Annotated in this window: 11 protein-coding genes; 4 read left to right on the forward strand and 7 right to left on the reverse strand. The window is 59.9% G+C overall.

What is annotated here, in order from left to right; all coding sequences use genetic code 11:
* Positions 1–17: 17 nt before the first annotated feature.
* The 4 genes from HU739_RS22920 to HU739_RS22935 form a co-directional block, all read right to left on the reverse strand.
* Positions 18–3,326 (reverse strand): hypothetical protein, encoded by a 3,309-nt coding sequence (locus HU739_RS22920; RefSeq protein ID WP_186552221.1) that lies wholly within the window; start codon positions 3,324–3,326, stop codon positions 18–20.
* 738 nt (positions 3,327–4,064) lie between these two features.
* Positions 4,065–4,424 carry a PilZ domain-containing protein gene (locus HU739_RS22925; RefSeq protein ID WP_186552233.1) on the reverse strand — a complete coding sequence of 120 codons (360 nt, stop codon included), beginning with the start codon at positions 4,422–4,424 and terminating at the stop codon, positions 4,065–4,067.
* Between the two features lie 227 nt (positions 4,425–4,651).
* Positions 4,652–5,038: a tetratricopeptide repeat protein gene (locus HU739_RS22930; protein ID WP_186552220.1), complete on the reverse strand. Its 387-nt coding sequence runs from the start codon at positions 5,036–5,038 to the stop codon at positions 4,652–4,654.
* A gap of 182 nt (positions 5,039–5,220) precedes the next feature.
* On the reverse strand, positions 5,221–5,520 hold the full coding sequence (locus tag HU739_RS22935) for an Ig-like domain-containing protein (protein ID WP_186552219.1): 300 nt from the start codon (positions 5,518–5,520) through the stop codon (positions 5,221–5,223).
* 227 nt (positions 5,521–5,747) lie between these two features.
* On the opposite strand from HU739_RS22935, the gene pyk reads away from it, so the two are divergent.
* Positions 5,748–7,199, forward strand: coding sequence for a pyruvate kinase (gene pyk, locus HU739_RS22940; protein WP_123530057.1), 1,452 nt, complete (start codon positions 5,748–5,750; stop codon positions 7,197–7,199).
* 184 nt (positions 7,200–7,383) lie between these two features.
* On the opposite strand, the gene HU739_RS22945 is transcribed toward pyk, so the two are convergent.
* The 3 genes from HU739_RS22945 to HU739_RS22955 form a co-directional block, all read right to left on the reverse strand.
* The gene (locus HU739_RS22945) at positions 7,384–8,133 is read right to left on the reverse strand and encodes an enoyl-CoA hydratase-related protein (RefSeq protein ID WP_186552218.1); all 750 of its coding nucleotides are present in this window, start codon (positions 8,131–8,133) and stop codon (positions 7,384–7,386) included.
* Between the two features lie 163 nt (positions 8,134–8,296).
* Positions 8,297–9,232 (reverse strand): iron-sulfur-binding ferredoxin reductase, encoded by a 936-nt coding sequence (locus HU739_RS22950; protein ID WP_186552217.1) that lies wholly within the window; start codon positions 9,230–9,232, stop codon positions 8,297–8,299.
* Positions 9,225–10,331, reverse strand: a complete 1,107-nt coding sequence (locus HU739_RS22955) for a GGDEF domain-containing protein (protein WP_186552216.1) — start codon at positions 10,329–10,331, stop codon at positions 9,225–9,227. Before HU739_RS22955 ends, HU739_RS22950 begins: the two co-directional genes overlap by 8 nt.
* 452 nt (positions 10,332–10,783) lie before the next feature.
* On the opposite strand from HU739_RS22955, the gene HU739_RS22960 reads away from it, so the two are divergent.
* The 3 genes from HU739_RS22960 to HU739_RS22970 all read left to right on the forward strand — a co-directional run bounded on the left by HU739_RS22960 (position 10,784) and on the right by HU739_RS22970 (position 20,799).
* A complete protein-coding gene (locus HU739_RS22960; protein ID WP_007916251.1) occupies positions 10,784–12,307 on the forward strand; it encodes a fumarate hydratase in 1,524 nt (507 codons plus the stop codon).
* A gap of 1,233 nt (positions 12,308–13,540) precedes the next feature.
* Positions 13,541–18,040, forward strand: coding sequence for a SpvB/TcaC N-terminal domain-containing protein (locus tag HU739_RS22965; protein ID WP_186550133.1), 4,500 nt, complete (start codon positions 13,541–13,543; stop codon positions 18,038–18,040).
* Positions 18,037–20,799, forward strand: coding sequence for an RHS repeat domain-containing protein (locus HU739_RS22970; protein WP_186550131.1), 2,763 nt, complete (start codon positions 18,037–18,039; stop codon positions 20,797–20,799). Before HU739_RS22965 ends, HU739_RS22970 begins: the two co-directional genes overlap by 4 nt.
* The last annotated feature ends 69 nt before the right edge of the window (positions 20,800–20,868 follow it).

Below are 20,868 nucleotides of genomic sequence, written 5' to 3' on the forward strand. Positions count from 1 at the left end.
GTCAGTTCTGACAGGTTTCAAGGCCGTTCATCGGAATTAAATATTCCAGGCGCACGCGTGCGTTCGACTTCAAAGCGTGCGCTGTCGACCCAAGCGGAAATCGTCTCGCCAGCCGCGCCGTCCGTAATGGTCTGCCTGAACCGATACCAGTTACCCCCCTCGGGGAGCGCCCTTATCGACTCGCCGCGCCATTGCCCACCTGCGATGGCCAACGCCGGCGCCCAGAACACCTCGGGGTTGTACCAGCTCACGAGGGTGCCGATGCCCTGACGGCCGCGACCGGCAAACTGCAACGGATGGACCACCCAGCTTCCCGGGGCCGGCTCGTCGAGGATGGGCAGAAAAATACCCAGCACAACCCTTCGGCGCGCTTCAACCGATTCAAATGTATCCAGAGACGCGACAGCTTGCAGTTGGTACCGCCCTCCGGTTACTGCAGCGCAATCGCACATCACCGACCAAGTGCGATCCTCCCCCACAATGGTGCTTGCCAGCACTGAGTGCGCGCCCCCGACCAGCGTCACCGTGATGGAGTCGCCACGCACCCCGAAACCCGATACCACCGCTTGCGGTCCAATCGGTTCGCCCTCGACCGGAGTCTCGATAAAAGGCGCGGCCGGGACGACATTGAATGACATCCAATCGGTGCAAGCGGACTCGTGCACCGTGCCGTTGTCATTAAACGATTGCCGCACCCGGAGGATATGGCTACCCACCGGCAACTCCACCTCGCGCCGCCAGAGACTATTCCCGCCGACGGTAATATTGCGCTGCCACGGTTCGTCATCGCCATCGAGCCAGACGTCGACCCATCCTCCCGCCCTGCCGGTGCCTTCAAGCGCTGCCTCGCGAGCCAACTTGCCGCCAGCCTCCGGCGTGGTGATCCGCGGCGGCAACAGCACCACCTTCAAAGCACGGTTTTCGCTGCGCTCGGAATCGCGTGAATCAAGCGTCTGTACGGCATAAACCGTGAACTGACCAAACGCCAGGTCGCTCAGCGTTATGCGCCACTTACCGCTGTTTTCCAGGTAGAGGGGACTTCCCACAGCCCGATCGAACAGAGCGTTGTACAACTGCATCGTGGCGAATTGCATGCCGTTATTGCCGCAGATTTCCACCTCGCTCCCCACCTCGTCATCCGGCGCGGGTGCGGTGATGAGCGGTTTGAGCATGGGGATCTGGACGGTGAAGGTTGCGTCGGCCGCCAGCGAGTTTTGCTCAGCGAAACGCTGGGTGACAGAAACAGTGTGCACACCCGGGTCAAAATCTGTGGGCCGCCTGAAGGTCCAGAGTTCACCTTGAACCGTTGCCGCGTAAGAGGTGGGGTCATCGCTGAACGTGATATTGACCGTCGCGCCCGGCCAGCAGGTACCTTTGAAAAACGGTGAAAGGCCCTCTTCGACTGGCGGTTCCAGGCCGGGAGCCAAAGGGGGAATGGTGACTTTGAGGACGACCCAGTTGGGCGACTCGTGCCCGTCGAGAACCTGCTTGATGTGAACTTCACGCTCGAACACAGGCCCCCAGACTGCCAACGCCTTGCTCGACCATTGGCCGCTGGCGACAACCACGGCGGGGGCTTCCAGATCGGCGCTATTGGGTTTGCGCAGCTGCACTGTGGCGCCGTTATAACCTATGCCGCTGAAGGTGGGCTGGTAGTCCTGGGTGTAGCCGACGTCGCTGACATCGGGCAGGACTTTTTCAACGTCGAGGGTCAAGGGCAGCGACTCGATCCAGCCGTTGGCCCCGTCGCCAATTTTCTGTATCACCTCTACTTTGTAGGAACCAAACGACCAGTCCGTCGCTGTCGTTTCCCACGTGCCGATCGCTTTAACAACGGCGTTGGGTGGTGCAGTGCCCGAACCGCTCTTTACAGCGAACTGCACTTGGGTTTCGCGGTCGGGGCTGTGATGACCCGTGCCGTTGAATATTACCGTCCCGGCAGAGGAAAATGTGACATCAGGTACGTCCAGCATCGGCGGACGAACCTTGAATCCTCTGGGCTCACCGACGTCGGTGGTGATAGTGGACAAGGATTGACGTGCAACAATCGAAAACGGACCAGGCGTCATGTCATTTTCGAACGACTCGATCTTCCAGATGCTGTCACTCCCGACCTGTGCCTGACCGATTCTTATCGCATGGTTCAAATCTTTGAACACTTCGACATTGGCTCCCGAAACTCCAAAACCGGATATGGGACCATGCCGATCAGTCTCACTCGAGGGCGCCGGTGCTTCGATGATGGGCACACCCAGCAATACGAAGGTTTGCGCAAGTGTCCAGTCAGGCAAACCGCGGTGACCCGCGGTCATGTCAACCTGACCACCATTGGGGTAGTTCTTTGAATTGAAGTCCCCCTCCCACGTCAAATCAGCCTCTACTTTGGCGGATGCGTGAAGAATACTTCCCCCTGGCTTCATGACGTCGATATCTCGTCCCGGTGTCCCCACTCCCTTGACCTTAAGAGCGGAGCCTGCCAAAAACACCGAACCCGGAGGCGGATAGCCAATCTTGGGAGCAATGTAATGCTTGATTCTGATACGCTTGGACCGCGTTGAGGTTTCATTGCCGATTTGTTGCTCAGCGGATAAATATCCTTGCTCCATAGACGCGGGAAACCGGACAGTTGAAAACCAGCTCCCATCGCTGGACACATTCTCTACCCCGAGTTCAGACTCAGAGCCGTAGAACAGATAGATTCCAATTCTGCCGTCACGCAAACCGTTGTAACCCCTGATAATGAACGTATCAGGAACCTGGTCGCCGTCCTCCACGTTGCCAATGATCGGCGTCGCCGCCGGATAAACTTCAAGACCCCACCCCTCATGGGGTTCGACATCATTATTCGTCCCGTCATAATCGACCCGGATATTCATTCTGTTGCGCAGCCCTCCTGCTGCAGAGGAGCGATAGGGGACACTGATGACATGTTCGTATGGATGCCACTGTGCGTCCTGAAGCAGTGAATCGGGGGATTTAATCTCCCCGGCTTCATGGGCATAAAGGTAGAGATCTATGTTGGCCCTGTCCCAGTTCCCATAACGCGTGGTCATCTTGTAACGCAGTGTTTTTACATAGAGCCGGGCGTTCTCAAATTTGTATTGGCACTCCAGCTGAGTGGTCAATTGAGGAACACGGGGGTGCGTCTGGTGAATAGTCGTTGTCACCGCATCGTCCCACGAGACCTCTGAGAATGCCTCTTCTGCATTTATTTCCTCGAACGAGGCATCTGCCTGTGAAGTGCCGCTCACATCGCGTTTTGGCGGGTTACTTTTTTTATCAGGCAAAGATTCACTTTTATCACTGTCATCAATGTTGTCGTTCATTTCGGTAAATCCGGGGTATGTATGACTGAGGCGCTGCAATCAACATAGGCGCATACCCATCCTGCTGCTACTGTCAGATCTGACAGGTCAAAATACCGTTCGTCTGGAAGACGAAGCCGTGGTTATTCTGGTTCGGCACGAACTGCGGTTTAAAGCCCCGACCAGCAGTAAGTATTCCCACGTGTCTATACAGCAACGTCCTTCAGCCAGTCCTACACAATCACAGCGCCTTGTGCCTTTGCCTACACATCACTCAGAATCCGCCGGCTTGTGCGCCTTGCTGATGCCCCGTAACGTGATCCGTGCCGCTGCCAATCAGTGGTCGGGTTCAGTCGCCCGGGTCATGTGCATTGCATACAAGCGTCATCCAGTCGGGTACTCCCTATCCCCGCACTCGATGGTGGCTGTTTGCAGGGCGCCCTTGGGCGCGCCGGTTTGTGCACTCCCGGCCGACTAACCTGCCTACAGCCGCCACCCCATTCGTTCGTTCAGGTCGCGACGAGGTAAACCGCGGCACCTGGCGATGGCGATCTATTAATTGAGCGAGACGGGTTTGCTGCTTGCGCAGAAGGCGCTGGATCACGAGCGGGCGATTACGCTGGCCTGGGCCAGGAAAGGCGTTGCCGGTACTGGCGCTTTCGCGAGCAGGCTCGCTCCCACAGTTGTTTGCGTTCCTTCAGTTGCAAATGCGATTGAAGGTGGGAGCGCGCCTGCTCGCGAAGCTTTGACGGTTATGCATCAGGCCGAGGCCGGCAGTGGCTGGAAGCTGAAATACTGGCGCAGCGCCCCGACCAGTTGCGCGTATTCTGCCGGCGGTTGTTGCAGGCTGAAACCGGCGTCGTAATGCAGTGGCGTGACGTCTTCGTGACACCACAGGCAACAGGCGGTCAAGTCGATGATTTGTTGGCAACCGTCGCCGCAAGGGATCTTCAAGCGCAATCGGAAATCAACGCCAACCCACATTGGCAGCGGACTGATCAGCATCAATCCGTCTTCGGACACGTTACCGAGAAAGCCGATGGGCTTGTCGGTAACGCTGTTGAACACTCTGAGGAAATACGGCAGTTGATGCCGTTCGATCCGGCGGTCGGTAAACATGCGCAGTTCGCCATGCAAGGCCCCGTCACGGAGCCGCACCTTTGCTTCGGAACGCGCCGGTGTGGCAGGCACGCTCTCCCCGCTTCCGGTGTGACGGTCGCGACATCGCCGTCACCTTACTACTGCCAGTTGCAGGTGTTGCCCCGGTTAGAGACTCAACTCTAAACCCGGTTCATTGGACTATAGCCCAGCTTGTACAAGCAGCCAGATTTTGTAGGACGAACCGATCAGAAACGGGTTGGCCGCACCACGGCCGCCGCGCTGCGGGTCGGGTAATGGCCCAGGCTCTGCAGGGTTTCCAGCCGCGCACGGGCGCGGTAGGCGTATTCGCTGTTGGGGTACGAGGCGATGATGAACTGGTAGGTCTGCACCGCGTCGATAAAAAGCTTCTGCCGCTCCAGGCACTGGCCGCGCATCATCGACACTTCCGGCCACACATACGGCCGGGCACGGCTGGCGCGCTCGACTTTCGACAGTTCGAGCATGACCTGCTCGCAATTGCCACGATCATAGGCGCTGTAGGCGTTGTTCAAATGATGGTTCATCGACCAACGGGTGCAGCCCGTGACGGCGAGAACGCTAAGGGCAAGGGCGGCAATGGGCAACAATCGCATGGGGGATCTCCTGTCTTGTGCTTTGTATCGACACCTGCACGGAAATCTTCAGTCAGCGATGAACGATGCAAAAGTATAGAAGGGAGTGCGACCGTGCCGGGAGCATCAGCGCTGAACATTCTGCGTCAACAAGGCCCCTGATCCATGAGGACACAAGGGCCAATAAGTCGAACACTTTGAGTCTATTCAACCGTAAAACTACGTTGGGGTGACCATGCTGAGCTTTGATTACCTCTAACGAGTTTAGCCGTGATCGTATGCTGTCCTGTTGCCAGATTCTCCAACGCTCCTGACCACAGACCATCGGCGGCGACCGTTGCCCGAAGCAGTTGAGTTCCTGCGACCTTGAAAACCTCTACGATATCGCCCGCTGGCTCTGCCGTCCCTGAAATCAGTGGTCGTCGCCCCACTGTTGCCCCCTCCGCTGGTTCAATGATTACCGGAACGGGAAGATCGTTTTTTTCCGCAGTCATTTTCTTCATCTCCATATCCTCGCCAGTCATTGACGAGTGCCGGAGCATTACAACCATTCTGCTGACATCTGCCTACCTGACATAAATGACAGTACCGACCAACGGTCTGTTTCTAGCGCCAAAGAACTTCACCATGTTCGATAAGAAATAAAAACGAATAAGTAGTGCAAACGAACAATGACTACACCCTTCGAGCATAGTAGCCTCTGCCTGCGCTTGAACTCAGGAGTCTTTGCATGTCCGTCCGTCGTACCAAAATCGTCGCTACCCTTGGCCCGGCCAGTAACTCGCCGGAAGTTCTCGAACAGCTGATTCTGGCTGGCCTGGACGTCGCCCGTCTGAACTTCTCCCACGGCACCCCCGACGAGCACAAGGCTCGCGCGAAGCTGGTGCGTGACCTGGCGGCCAAGCACGGCCGCTTCGTCGCCCTGCTCGGTGACCTGCAAGGCCCGAAAATCCGTATCGCCAAATTCGCCAACAAGAAGATCGAGCTGAAGATCGGTGACAAGTTCACCTTCTCCACCAGCCATCCGTTGACCGAAGGCAACCAGCAAGTGGTCGGCATCGACTACCCGGATCTGGTCAAGGACTGCGGCGTCGGTGACGAGTTGCTGCTCGATGACGGTCGCGTGGTGATGCGCGTCGAAACCGCCACCGCCACTGAACTGCATTGCATCGTGACCATCGGCGGTCCGCTGTCCGACCATAAAGGCATCAACCGTCGCGGTGGCGGCCTGACCGCACCGGCCCTGACTGAAAAAGACAAGGCCGACATCAAGCTCGCCGCCGAGATGGAAGTCGACTACCTCGCGGTGTCCTTCCCGCGTGACGCCGCCGACATGGAATACGCCCGTCAACTGCGCGACGAGGCAGGCGGTACCGCTTGGCTAGTGGCGAAGATCGAGCGCGCCGAAGCCGTGGCCGACGACGAAACCCTCGACGGTCTGATCAAGGCTTCTGACGCGGTGATGGTTGCCCGTGGTGACCTCGGCGTGGAAATCGGCGACGCCGAACTGGTGGGCATCCAGAAGAAAATCATTCTGCACGCACGCCGTCACAACAAAGCGGTGATCGTCGCGACCCAGATGATGGAGTCGATGATCCAGAACCCGATGCCGACCCGCGCCGAAGTGTCCGACGTGGCCAACGCCGTGCTCGACTACACCGACGCCGTGATGCTCTCGGCCGAATCCGCTGCGGGCCTGTACCCGCTGGAAGCTGTGCAAGCGATGGCGCGCATCTGCGTCGGCGCGGAAAAGCACCCGACCGGCAAGACCTCCAGCCACCGCATCGGCAAGGAATTCACCCGCTGCGACGAAAGCATCGCACTGGCGACCATGTACACGGCCAACCACTTCCCGGGCGTGAAAGCGATCATCGCCCTGACTGAAAGTGGCTACACGCCGCTGATCATGTCGCGCATCCGTTCCTCGGTACCGATCTACGCCTACTCGCCACACCGCGAGACCCAGGCGCGCGCCGCGATGTTCCGTGGCGTGTACACCATCCCGTTCGATCCGGCTTCGCTGGAACCGCACGAAGTCAGCCAGAAAGCCATCGACGAGTTGGTCAAGCGCGGCGTGGTCGAGAAAGGCGACTGGGTCATCCTGACCAAGGGCGACAGCTACCACACCACCGGTGGCACCAACGGCATGAAGATTCTGCATGTCGGTGATCCGCAGGTCTGAGTGAACGTTTACTGAAACGCGAAAGCCCCGCCATGCGAATGGCGGGGCTTTTTGTTGTCTGATTCAGCAGAGGTATTGACCGATCGTCCCCTTTCGCGAGCAAGCCCGCTTCCACATCTGGAATGCATTCCACCCTGTGGGAGCGGGCTTGCTCGCGAAAGGGCCGGCCCGACCGACCAAGTTCTCAATGCCGTTTGATGAACCCGCTCAACGCCGCCAACGCCTCGGGCGTACGCAACCGCTGGGTGAACAACGCGCCCTCCTCCTCGATCACCCTGCGGATCAATTCGCGATCCGGCGCGCGCATCAATTGCTTGCTGATGCGCACGGCTTCAGCCGGTAGCTCATCAAAACGCAGCGCCACTTCCCGCGCCTTGCGCAACGCTGCCTCGCCATTGGCCAACGCTTCGGTGGCCAGGCCCCACTGTGCGGCCTGCTCACCGCTGAAGCCCTCGCCAAGCAACAGCAACTGCGCCGCTCGGGCCTGACCGAGCAAGCGCGGCAAAATCAGGCTGGAGCCGAACTCCGGGCATAAACCAAGGTTGACGAACGGCATGCGCAGGCGCGCATCGCCCGCGACGTAGACCAGATCGCAATGCAGCAACAGCGTCGTGCCGATGCCCACCGCTGCACCGGCCACAGCGGCAATCACCGGTTTGCGGCATTCGAGCAGATTTAGCATGAAGTGGAACACCGGACTGTCGAGGTCGCTCGGCGGTTGCTGGATGAAGTCGGCGATGTCGTTACCGGCGGTGAAACACTCGGCGCCGCCGGTGATCAGCACGGCGCTGATGTGCGGGTCGCTGTCAGCCTGTTTCAGCGCTTCGGCGAGGCGGCTGTACATCGCACGGGTCAGGGCGTTTTTCTTGTCCGGGCGATTGAGGCGCAGGGTCAGTAAACCGCGTTCGCGCTCCAGCACAATGGCTTCGGTCATGGCGTCTCTCAACGGTAGTCGGATTAACAATGATCAATTGTGGCGAGGGAGCTTGCTCCCGCTGGGCTGCGCAGCGGTCGCAAAAAATCCATGAGCGCTGCGCACTCAAGCGGGAGCAAGCTCCCTCGCCACAAGCAAACTTCGCCCCTAAAAAGTCAAGCGCTTAACTGCGGGACAGGAATACGTCGGCCAGCAGTTGATTGCGCGGCAGTCCGGCCAGGTACAGACGCTTGGCGAAGGCGTCGACACTGGCGGTCGAGCCGCAGACTAAGGCCAGGGTTTGCCGGGAAACAAGGCGCAGTTGCGCCAAAGCAGCGGCTGAGTCGGCCGCCGTCCACAGCTCGACACTGAGGTTTTCTCGCTGGGCGGCCAATGCCGCCAGGGGTTTGGCCAGATAGTGCTCGCGCGCATCATGGGCCAGGTGAATAACGCGAATGGCGCCTTGGTGATTCTGGCGCAAGGCTTCGCGAAGTACCCCGAACAATGGCCCCAAACCGCTGCCGGCAGCGAGCAGCCACAGCGGCCGGTCATGCCAGTCCGGGTCGTAATGCAACGCACCGCCACGCAGTTCGCCGAGCCGGATCGAGTCGCCGATCTGCAACTTTTGCACGGCATCAACGAATTCGCCGGGCTGGCGGCAATCGAGATGAAACTCCAGAAAGCGGTCTTCTTCCGGCAGGCTCGCCAGCGAATATGGCCGGGCGATGTGACCGATCCACAGCACCAGATGTTGCCCGGCGCTGTAGCGCAGTGGTCGCTGCGGGATCAGGCGCAGGCGCAGAAGGTTGTCGCTGAGCCAGTCCAGCGCCTCGACCTGCGCCGGGCGCCCGTCAGTCAGCGGGTCAAAAGTGTGTACTTGCAGATCTTCAATCACCTGGCACTGACACGCCAGACGCCAGCCATCCTGACGCTGCACGGCACTCAAGGCGTCCGGACGATTGTCGGCGGGCAAGCCCCGCACGCATTGCACCAGGCACGCATGGCAATTGCCGGCGCGGCAGCTGTAAGGCACGGTCGCGCCGTTCTGGTTGAGGGCATCGAGCAGGTTGCTGCCCGCCGCCACCGACCATAGCCGTTCACCGACACGAAGTTCAGGCATCGACGTTCTCCCACGCGGCTGCACAGCGATTGCGTCCGTCGCGCTTGGCCCGGTAAAGCGCCTGATCGGCACGCTGCAGGGCCTCGTCCAGATCATCGCCGACGGCCAACAGCGTCATGCCGGCCGACAGGCTCAGGTTGCGCACTTGCAGGCCCATCAATTCAACCTCGGTGAAGGCGATGCGCAAACGCTCGCAGCAGGCGGTCAGCCGCTCGGCATCGCAGTCGGGCACCAGCACGACGAATTCTTCGCCACCATAGCGCGCTAGGACGTCGCCGTCGCGCAGGCACGCTTGCGCCACGCCGGCAAACGCCTGCAACACCTGATCGCCGGCGGCGTGGCCGTGCAGATCGTTGATGCGTTTGAAGTGGTCCAGATCGATCAAGGCCAGACCGTGCATCACATCACTGTCCAGCGCATTCAGCTCGCGTGAGGCGATGCGCAGAAAGTGCCGGCGATTGAACAGGCCGGTCAGTTCGTCGGTGGCGACCAGGTCTTCGAGCTGGCGCATCATCCCGCGCAAGGTATCCTGATGTGCCTGCAAGGCAAACCGGCGCTGGCGCTGACGTTGCCGGGAAACCTGGACGAAGCGCGCATAGAGCACTAGCCATGCCAGCACCATCGCCAGAATGCACACTTGCAGCGCGGCGAGCGCAGGCTCGGCCAGGCGGAAATGGTAAGCGTCCCACAGGGTAATCGCGGAAAAACTGAAGAACACCAGCAGCGCGCAGCGGATGAACACCTGTCGCGTGAGATGGAACAGGCCGAACAGCAGGATCAGCACATAAAACACCAGGAACGCGCCGCGCGCCTCGTCGACATGGGCGATCAGCCACGTTTGCCAACCCAGCCCCATCAGCACTTGCGCTTCGGTCAGGCTGGGGTCGGCAAAGCGCTGGTTGCGACCGCTCCAGAACAGTCCGAACAGAGTCGCCTGGCTGATGACCACCAGGGCACTGCCGATGGCCACTCCGCTCAGGGATTGCTGGTAATGCCCGGTGAAAAACGCCAGCCACAGCAGCAGCAAAGCCAATCCGTAGGTGGCCGCAGCGAGGGCAAAGCGTTTGAGCAAAAGGCGTTGAATGGCGTTATGGGTCAATCGTTGACTCACCGTGCGATAAGAGGCTGACCGAGTGTCCTACTCTACAGACCGGATGCCACTTTAGAGGCCCGGTCGCTAAATGACCACCGATTTTCAGGCTCGAAAATTGACGTCAAATGCATGACCTGATCGAGCTGTATCGGTGCCCGCGCAAGGTCCCTGTGGTGAGGGGATTTATCCCCGATGGGCTGCGCAGCGGCCCCTTGCAACCTGTCGATCACACGGGGCTCACAGGTTTTACGACTGCTGCGCAGCCGAGCGGGGATAAATCCCCTCGCCACGGCCGTCATCCGACCAAAAGCCAATGTGTGCCTGCCACCGAGCCGCGGTATACTGCCGCGCCTTTTTAGCGTCGCGCCAGCAGCCCCGGCGTGCCAGAGGATCAGCTGTGAGCCGCAAGCCTCAAGCTGCCCCATAGAATGTTCCCGTCTTCCAGAGGAGCGCGACTCATGACCGTGATCAAGCAAGATGACCTGATTCAGAGCGTTGCCGACGCCCTGCAGTTCATTTCCTATTACCACCCCGTGGATTTCATCCAGGCGATGCACGAAGCCTACCTGCGCGAAGAATCGCCAGCGGCCCGTGATTCGATGGCGCAGATCCTGATCAACTCGCGCATGTGCGCCACCGGCCACCGCCCGATCTGCCAGGACACCGGTATCGTCACCGTGTTCGTCCGTGTCGGCATGGACGTGCGTTGGGATGGTGCCACCATGGGCCTGGACGACATGATCAACGAAGGCGTGCGTCGCGCCTACAACCTGCCGGAAAACGTCCTGCGTGCATCCATTCTGGCCGACCCGGCCGGTGCGCGTAAAAACACCAAGGACAACACCCCGGCGGTGATTCACTACTCCATCGTCCCGGGCAACACCGTGGAAGTGGACGTGGCGGCCAAGGGCGGTGGTTCCGAGAACAAGTCGAAAATGGCCATGCTCAACCCCTCCGACTCGATCGTTGACTGGGTGTTGAAAACCGTGCCGACCATGGGCGCCGGCTGGTGCCCGCCGGGCATGCTCGGCATCGGCATCGGCGGCACCGCCGAGAAAGCCGCGGTGATGGCCAAGGAAGTGTTGATGGAGTCCATCGACATTCACGAACTCAAGGCCCGTGGTCCGCAGAACCGCATCGAAGAAATGCGTCTGGAACTGTTCGAAAAGGTCAACCAGCTGGGCATCGGCGCCCAGGGCCTCGGTGGCCTTACCACCGTGCTCGACGTGAAGATCATGGATTACCCGACCCACGCCGCATCCTTGCCGGTGTGCATGATCCCCAACTGCGCCGCCACCCGTCACGCACACTTCGTGCTCGACGGTTCCGGCCCGGCCTCGCTGGAAGCGCCACCGCTGGACGCCTACCCGGAAATCGTCTGGGAAGCCGGCCCGTCGGCCCGTCGCGTCAACCTCGACACCCTGACCCCGGAAGACGTGCAGAGCTGGAAGCCGGGCGAAACCGTGCTGCTCAACGGCAAAATGCTCACCGGTCGCGACGCCGCGCACAAGCGCATGGTCGAGATGCTCAACAAGGGCGAAACCCTGCCGGTGGACCTCAAGGGCCGCTTCATCTACTACGTCGGCCCGGTTGATCCGGTCGGAGACGAAGTGGTTGGCCCGGCTGGCCCGACCACCGCGACGCGGATGGACAAGTTCACCCGGCAGATTCTCGAGCAGACCGGCCTGCTGGGTATGATCGGCAAGTCCGAGCGCGGTCCGACCGCAATCGAAGCGATCAAGGACAACAAAGCCGTGTACCTGATGGCCGTGGGCGGCGCCGCCTACCTGGTTGCGCAAGCGATCAAGAAGTCCAAGGTACTGGCGTTTGCCGAGCTGGGCATGGAAGCGATCTACGAGTTCGAGGTCAAGGACATGCCGGTCACCGTGGCGGTGGACAGCAAAGGTGAGTCGGTACACATCACCGGTCCCGCGATCTGGCAACAGAAGATCAGCGAAAGCCTGGCGGTAGAAGTGCAGTAAGCACTGACACCGAAATGAAAAGGCCGCCCCGGCAAACGCCGGGGCGGCCTTTTTGTGCCCGGATCACCCTGCCCAAAACCTGTGGGCGGGTGGTATCCAGATTCGCGACAGCCCACAAAACCCATTGTGGGAGCGGGCTTGCTCGCGAATGCGCGGTGTCAGCAGCAGATTCGTTGCCTGACGCCCCCTCTTCGTGAGCAAGCTCACTCCCACAGTTTTAGCGGCGCACTCAGAATCGCGCCAGCACGCAAAACCCATTGTGGGAGCGAGCTTGCTCGCGAATGCAGGGTGTCATTAAACGAATTCGTTGCCTGACACGCCCTCTTCGTGAGCAAGCCCACTCCCACAGTTTTTAGCGACGCACTCAGAATAGCGCCAACCTGCGAATCCAATTGTGGGAGCGGGCTTTGCTCGCGAATGCAGGGTGTCATTAAACGAATTCGTTGCCTGACACGCCCTCTTCGTGAGCAAGCTCACTCCCACAGTTTTTAGCGACGCACTCAGAATAGCGCCAACCTGCAAATCCAATTGTGGGAGCGGGCTTTGCTCGCGAATGCAGGGTGTCATTAAACGAATTCGTTGCCTGACACGCCCTCTTCGTGAGCAAGCTCACTCCCACAGTTTTTAGCGGCGCACTCAGAATCGCGCCAGCACGCAAATCCCATTGTGGGAGCGAGCTTGCTCGCGAACGCAGGGTGTCATTAAACGAATTCGTTGCCTGACACGCCCTCTTCGTGAGCAAGCCCACTCCCACAGTTTTTAGCTTGTGTACTCAGAATCGCGCCAACTCGAAAATCCCATTGTGGGAGCGGGCTTGCTCGCGAATGCAGGGTGTCATTAAACGAATTCGTTGCCTGACACGCCCTCTTCGTGAGCAAGCTCACTCCCACAGTTTTTAGCGACGCACTCAGAATAGCGCCAACCTGCAAATCCAATTGTGGGAGCGGGCTTGCTCGCGAATGCGCGGTGTCAGCCAGCAGATTCGTTGCCTGACACGCCCTCTTCGTGAGCAAGCCCACTTCCACAGTTTTTGGCGGCGCACTCAAATCGCGCAAACACGCAAATCCAATTGTGGGAGCTTGCCCGCTCCCAAACGGTGGGTTTCGCGATAACAAATCCCGGCAAGCACACAAATCGATCTTGCGCACCTGTCAGATCTGACAGGTCACGTCCCACCTTTTTTTTGTTAGCGTCAACTCACCTACGCCCACCGAACCTGCAACGGACGCAATCATGGCCGAACCCGAGCTGAGCATCGTCACCCCGTCCATCGCCAAGAGCTCATCGATTACCACCGTCGGCAGAAGCTGGGGCGCCGTGGGGCCGACGGGGGCGGCGGCGTTTGAGCTGCCAATCCCCTTGACCAGCGGCTGGGGCCTGGCGCCGACGTTGTCCCTGTCTTACAGCAGCCAGACCGGAAACGGGCCGTTCGGTGTCGGTTGGGGCTTGGGGCTCAGTCAGATCAGCCGACGTACCAATAAGGGCGTGCCGCGCTATACCGAACACGATGAAATCATCGGTCACGACGGCGAAGTGTGGATGCCCGAACTGGAAGCCGATGGCTCGCTGAAGTGGCGTGTTGAATCGACCTATAACGGTGAATACATCGGCCTGCACCGCGTGGTGCGTTACTGGCCGCGCGTCGAGAGTGACTTTGCCTTGCGCGAGTTCTGGCAACGGCAAAGCCGCGAGGCCGCTCCACCGACGTTCTGGCTGATCCATGGCGCGGATGGCTCGCTGCACGTCTACGGCAAAACCGCAGCGTCCCGGCGCGAGGATCCGGATGATCCGCAACGCATTGCCAGTTGGCTGCTGTGCGAGAGCATGAACGCTCATGGCCAACACATCTGTTTCCTTTACAAGGCCGATGAGGAGGAGCCCGATCCGATCCATGACTACCGCGCCCAGCGTTATCTGGAGCGAGTGTGTTATGGCAACTTCACAGCCAGCGCGCAGCTGTTTGCATGGACCGTGGCCACCCCTGGCGATCTGGCCTGGCAGTTTCAATTGGTCTTCGACTACGGCGAGCGTACGACCTCGCTCACCGAAACCCCGCCGTTTGATGCAGACATATCAGGGTCGTGGTCGCTTCGTCCGGATCCTTTTTCGACTTACGGTCAAGGCTTTGAAATCGGCACGCGGCGGCTTTGCCGACAAGTGCTGATGTTTCATCAAAACCCGGCCAACCTAGGGGCAAAACCGCTACTGGCCCGACGCCTGCTGCTGGAATATCACACCCCGCAAAATGTCACTCAGTGGGCTTATAGCCAGATCGGCGCCGCGCATTACCAGGCCTTTGATGCCAATGGCAAAGTCGAACATACGCCGCCGGTGGAGTTCGATTATTCAACATTCGAGATCAACAAAACCCCACAGCGCCTGCTGGACGCCGACCATCAGCCGGGCGTGGAAGACGGCGGGTTTTACCAGTGTGTCGATCTTTACGGGGAGGGTATACCGGGATTTCTCTGCCGCTACGATCAGGCCTGGTATTACCGCGAACCGATGCGCTCAGAGCCTGACACCGACCAGATCAGCTACGGACCCTGGGCCCTGCTGGACAAGATTCCCGTCGCGGATCGTGGCCGGGCCAGTGCGCAACTGATCGACATGACCGGCAGCGGTCGTCTCGATCTGCTCATTTCGCAGCCCGGATCGAGCGGCTTCCATGCCCTGACGCCAGAGCGCGAGTTCGAGCGGTTTGTCTTGTTCAATAAATTCCCGCTGGAGTATTCACACGCGTTGTTGACCCAGGGTGACTTTGGCGGCGATGGCTTGATTTCACTGGCACTGATTGGCACGCACGCTGTGCGCCTTTATCGCAACGAGCGCGAACAAGGCTTCGCGGCAGCGCAAGAGGTGTTCCATCAGCACGACCGCCTGCCATTGCTCAGCAACTCGCGCACAGAACTGGTGGTACTCGGCAACCTGCTCGGCAGCGACATGCCTGAACTGTGCCGCATTCGCCACGATGAAATTCGCTGCTGGCCCAACCTCGGCCACGGCAGGTTCGGCGAAGGCCAAACAATCAGCGCACTGCCCTTCGCCTATGAACAGTTCGATTCCTCGCGGGTGCGTCTGGCCGACCTCGATGGTTCCGGGGCACCGGCGCTGATTTATCTCAAATCCGATGTTTTCGAGATCTACCTGAACCGCGGTGGCAATGGACTGGAGCAGATTCCGGTCAGCGTGCCCTGGCCCGAAGGCGTGCGCTATGACTCACTGTGCCAGGTGAGCTTCGCCGACCTTCAGGGGTTGGGCTGCGCCAGCCTGATTCTGACGGTGACGCATGTTCATCCGCAGCACTGGCGCTACGATTTCGTCGCGGCCAAGCCGTATCTGCTGACCGCCAGCAATAACAACATGGGATGCAGTGCCAGCGTGGTCTATCGCAGTTCGGCGCAGGAGTGGCTCGATGAAAAATACGACCTGCTCAAGCTCGGACGCGCACCGGCCTCATACCTGCCGTTCCCGGTGGCCTTGGTCAAAAAACAGCAACAACTGGATGAAATCACCGGTAACTGCCTGACGCAGTTGTTTACCTGGCGTGAAGGCGTTTACGACAGTCGGGAACGTGAGTTCCGCGGCTTCGGCCAGTTACAGCAAGTCGACAGCGAAAGCGCCACGGGCGACGACGATATCGGCTTCAGCCAGCCGGCGCGGGTGTGTACCTGGTTTCATACCGGCCAAGCGATGGATCGCCCCCGTGACGACTACTTCAATGACGACAAGGACGCCATTGCGTTGGGCCCTACGCTGTTCAGCCTTACGCCGCCGCACGAAAACGATTTCGATGACCCTCTCCCCCCGCACGACGGCGATACGCAATACCAGATTGCGCGGGCGCTGGTCGGTTCGGTCACTCGCATCGAAACCTATGCCGACAACGACGTGGCCGAGCCGGGAGTCGCCACTCTTTTTAGCGTTGAAGAGCGGCGCTATCTGGTACGCGAGGTCCGGCCACAGGGCCAGTATGCTGCCGCGGTGTTGCTGCCGTTGTTGGTGGAAAGCATCAACTATCAGTACGACCGGGTGATCGACGACCCACTGTGCCGTCACGAGACCAACATGCGCTGGAACGCGTTCGGCTCGCTGATCCACGCCCTGACCGTGAGCTATGCCCGGCGCCTGACGAAGGACCGCCCGCCGCCATTTACCGATCCAGACGAACAGCAATGGTGGCGCGACGCTCATGACCCGGCGCAGCAATCGTTTTATCTGAGCGAAATGCTTGCCCAATTTATTGACCTGATCGATCCGCAGCAGTGGCGGCTGGGCTTACCTTACCTGCAACGCGGTAACGCCCTGGTCTTGCCCAAGGGAACACTGCCGATCGGTCTCAGTGCCGGGCAGGTGTCGTATGAGCAGTTGAAGCTTCATCAGGATTCGCCGCACTGGCGTACCGAGCGCGTTCTGACGACTCAGTCCGTGCAGCGCTATGTAAAAAAGGACGGCACACCATTGGACGATGGCGTTGCCGAGTTCGAAGCCCTGCGCGGACGGCTGGAACTGGCGCAACTGGACAACGTCGCGCTGGCGGCGTACGGCGACCTGCCGGAGCCGTTCAACATCCATACCGAATTGATCAAAATCGGCTATACGCCGATGGCGTTTCTGTTTGAACCCACCGCCCCACCCGGTGCCGATCCAGCGCTGTATTCGGCGCATTTCGGCTTCGCCGAATACGCTGGCCTCGACGGCTTTTACAAGGTCCTGCGCTACCGCGAAACCCTCAGCCACGGTTTCACCTGCGCCACATACGACGCCCACGGGCTGGCAATCGTCCGTGTCGAGTTGCCCGATGGCTGCACGACACACATCGCCTATGACTACCACGCCCTGCAACCGTCGCGCATCACTGACCCCAACGACAATATCGAAGAAGCCCTTTACGCGCCTTCCGGGCAGCCTCTGGCGACCAGTTTTCATGGCACTGAAAACACCATCGCCGCTGGATTCAAGCCGCTGGATGAATATGTTCCCCCGCAAGATCACCGACCCGACCCGGCCATTGCCGATCCGGTAGCGGCCGTGCAATACGCCGCGAGCGCCCTGCGCCGCGATTTGTTCAGCTGGATGGGACAGATTGCCGCCCCTGCCGATACGCTCGCCCAATGGGCCGTTGACGGCTATCTGCTGCCCAGCGGACATATTCGCGCCAGTGCCCGCCAGCGGCTTACACGGCGCGCCACCCTGGCGCCGGCTGAACAACAATTACTGGCGGCAATCGAAGCGGCTCATCGCGAGCCCGTGCATAGCGTGGTGCTCAGTGCCGACCGCGATTACTACGACGAGACGCCCGCACAGTTCCAGATCATCAAGGCGTGCGTGGATGGCTTTGGCCGGGCGCTGCAGACCCAGCAACGGGTCGATCCGGGCATGGCGTACAAGGTGGTGGAGGGTTCGCTGGTCATTGAGGATGGCAAGTATGTCGAGGTGTATGCCGATCCGCGCTGGCGCATCAGCGCATGGGTTGAATACAACAACAAGGCTTTGCCGATTCGTCAGTACCGCGCATTTCATGCCAATGCGCATGGTTACATCAATGACCATTCCATGCGTGAACTCGGTTATTTCGATCAGCTGTTCTATGACGCCCTGGGCCGGCTGATCAAAGTGATCAACGCCAAGGGCGACTATGCCCTCGATCACCACCATCCCTGGTACAAGACCCACCTCGACTTTAACGACACCGCCTCGCCACCTGATAGAGCGAAGGCGCAAGCATCATGAACACCCGCGAGCATTGGCACACGCCAACACTTTCGGTGAGCGACGGCCGTGGCCTGCCCGTGCGCCAGATTGGCTATCTGCGCACGGCCAGCGAGATCGAATCACGGGTCAACCGTCAGCAACACGATCTGGCTGGACGACTCGTATCGCAGTGGGATCCGCGCCTGCCCGAGCCCTGCCTGACTACGATTTATGGCCTGGATGGCGCCGTACTCAAATCCACCAGCGTCGACGCCGGATGGCGTCTGAATCTGCCGGGGCTGGCGGGCGAGCCGCTGCGGCGCTGGGACGCGCGTGGCAATCAGTGGCGCACGACCTTCGACGAGCAGTTGCGTGTGGTGGCGGTCGAGGAGAACGGTGAAGCCGACGTCGAGGTGTTTGCCTACGCCGATGCCCAGGCCGACGCCGGGCACAACCTGCGCGGCCAGTTGCTGGAGCAGCAAGACCGCTCCGGTACCCTGCGCACCGACAGCTTCGCCCTGACCGGTCAGCCACTGCGCGAAACCCGCACCTTTGGCGATGGCGAGGCGTTCACCAGCCATTGGGTGTTAAGCCCGCTGGGCGCCGTGCTGGAACAGACCGATGCCGGCCAACACCGCCAGCAATCGCGCTACGGGCTGGCCGGGCAGCTCAAGCAAGTGCATCTGCTGATCAACGGAGAGTCAGACTGGCAATCCGTGCTGCTCGATGCCCACTACAACGCCGCCGACCAGATCATCGAGCAACAGGCCGGCAACGGTGTGCGCAGCCTATGGTCTTACGATCCGGCCGATGGGCGTCTGCACACCCAGTCCAGCCGTAAAGACGCCGGGACGGTGCTGCAAAACCTTGAGTATTTCTACGACCGCGTCGGCAACATCACCCGCATCGAAGACCACGCTTTCCAGCCGAGCTGGTTTGCCAACCAGCGGGTCGATGGCCATCGCAACTTTGTCTATGACTCGCTGTACCGCCTGATCCATGCCAGCGGTTACGACGATGGCCCGCTCTCGGACATCCCCGGCCTGCCACAACCGACTGACCCCAACAACCGCCTCAATTACACCCAGACCTACGCCTACGACGCGGGCGGCAACCTGGAAAAACTGGTGCACGTACGGGACGGCGCCAGTCACACCGTGCAGATGTGCATTGACCCCACCAGCAACCGCGCCGTGCGCTGCAAACCCGACGATCCGCCGCCGGACTTCGTCAAACTGTTCGACCGCCATGGCAACCAGCAGAACGTACAGGCCGGTCAACCGCTGACCTGGAACGTCCGCGACGAAGTACAAGTCATCACGCTGGTCGACCGCGGCGGTCGCGACGACGCCGAGCGCTATGAATACAGCCAGGGCGTGCGGGTGTTCAAACGCCACGAAACCTTCACCGCCAGCGCTGAACATGTCCATCAGGTGCGCTACCTGCCGGGCCTGGAAATTCGCAGCAAGGACAACGGCGAAGAACTGCACGTCATCAGCGTGGGCAATGCGCGCTGCCTGCATTGGGCTAAGAATCTGCCAAGGGAAATCGCCAACGACCAGCTGCGCTTCAGCCTTGAGGATCATCTGGGTTCCTGTGCGATGGAGCTGGATCAGAACGCCCGGATCATCAGCCACGAAGGCTACTACCCGTTCGGCGCTACCGCGTGGCTGACGGCCGAGTCGGCCATTGAAGTCAGTTACAGGTTCGTCCGTTATTCGGGCAAGGAGACAGACGTCAGCGGGCTGATTCACTACGGCGCACGCTATTACGCGCCTTGGTTGCAGCGCTGGATCAGTCCAGATTCGGCGGGGGACGTGGACGGGCTGAATCTGTATGGGTTTGTGGGCAACAATCCCATGCGCTTTACCGACCCCGATGGCAATTCGCGGGCCGAGTTCGTGATCATGCTGTATTCGCAGTTCGCTTCAGCCGTTCACGACAACTCCGAACTGCTCCTGGGGCAACTGCACGACATCATCCATCAGAAAAACATCGCGGCCAATCTGGCGCTGAATCTGTTGGGGGAAACTTTAAGCGGTATAGCCGCCTACGAAGGCGGGGGGCAGGGAACCAATCAATTCAATGCCATGGTTCCCTCGCTGGCAGACGTGCAGGCTTTTGTGAGCCCGGGAGGATTGATCGGGGGCAACATTGGTGGTGACCTTGCCGGTGCAATGGCGGATCCGGTGGTGAAGAGCGTTGGCCCGCGTTTCGGCCCATTAATTCCACAAACCTCACAGATGTCTGTCAGCGCGATTGATAAAAGTCTGGGAGTCGAAGACCCCGTCAAGGAAATCACCTCCTGGCGAGACTTCAAGGACGAGGTAATGCACCCGGCGCTCAACGCAGTACTCAATCCGGTTTTTCTTATGAACAGGGTCGTGGCCTCAGTCATCGGGATCATTCCCGGCGCGCTCAATATGGGCGCTCGCGCTCAGGAAGCCGAAGACATAAAAAACCGCCTGGACCCGGCGAAAATTCAGAAAATCGAAAAAATGCTCGATGGCTGGAAAGCCGCCGTCGAGCAACGTTCCACCTGGGCCGAGAACGCTTTCGATGCGCTGGGCAGTGATGTCGTCGCTCCAGCCAGCGTGCTGCCCAACGTCAACGGCACCACCTCCAGTGAAACCCTGGCCCCCATCAGCCGTTCGGCACTGCGCCAGAAAAGCCAGGCAATACTGGCGAACATTGCCAGGGCACAGGCTGGGCTGGGCGCGTACAAAGAGATGGGAACCACTGACAATCAGTTTTTGCTCAAGCAAAGACACGCAGCCGCCAGGAAAAAGGCCGCCTGAACATGACCAAAGATCAGGGGCGATGAGTCAGTCAGGGCACTGGCACACGCCAACACTTGCGGTGAGCGA

This window comes from Pseudomonas hamedanensis (assembly GCF_014268595.2).
In the GTDB taxonomy this organism is placed as follows: Bacteria; Pseudomonadota; Gammaproteobacteria; order Pseudomonadales; family Pseudomonadaceae; genus Aquipseudomonas; species Aquipseudomonas hamedanensis.